The organism is Xanthomonas albilineans (genome assembly GCF_002939705.1).
GTDB lineage: Bacteria > Pseudomonadota > Gammaproteobacteria > Xanthomonadales > Xanthomonadaceae > Xanthomonas_A > Xanthomonas_A albilineans.
On sequence record NZ_MDCB01000105.1, the window covers coordinates 1 to 407 of the forward strand.

The 407-nt window shown below is 59.0% G+C and carries 1 protein-coding gene; it reads left to right on the forward strand.

The features are described 5' to 3' along the window. Positions 1–407 (forward strand): type IV secretory system conjugative DNA transfer family protein (locus XalbCFBP2523_RS15955; protein ID WP_158250806.1); only part of this gene is annotated, 407 nt, incomplete at both ends.

Genomic DNA, 407 nt, shown 5'->3' on the forward strand with positions numbered 1-407 from the left:
AGCAAGTTGCGCAAGACCGTCCAGTCCATCTACGTCGGCGTCAGCCCGGCCAAGCTGATCGAAGCCAAAGGGGTGTTGAATCTGTTCTTCGAACAGGCGATCAAACTCAATGGCCGCGAGTTGCCCGAACACAACCCAGAACTGAAATACCAGTGCATGTTCATGCTCGACGAGTTCACCGCGTTGGGCCGGGTGGAGATCGTGCCGGTGGCCGTGGGTTGGGTGGCTGGCTATGGCATCCGCATCGTGATCGTGATCCAGTCGATTGCGCAGTTGGAATCGGTCTATGGCGCCGACACAGCGCGCGGCTTAATTACCAATCTCGGCGTGCGGATCGTGTTCACTCCGCGAGAGCAACGGGATGCCGAGGAATATTCGAAGATGCTGGGCGAGACCACCGTGCGCCG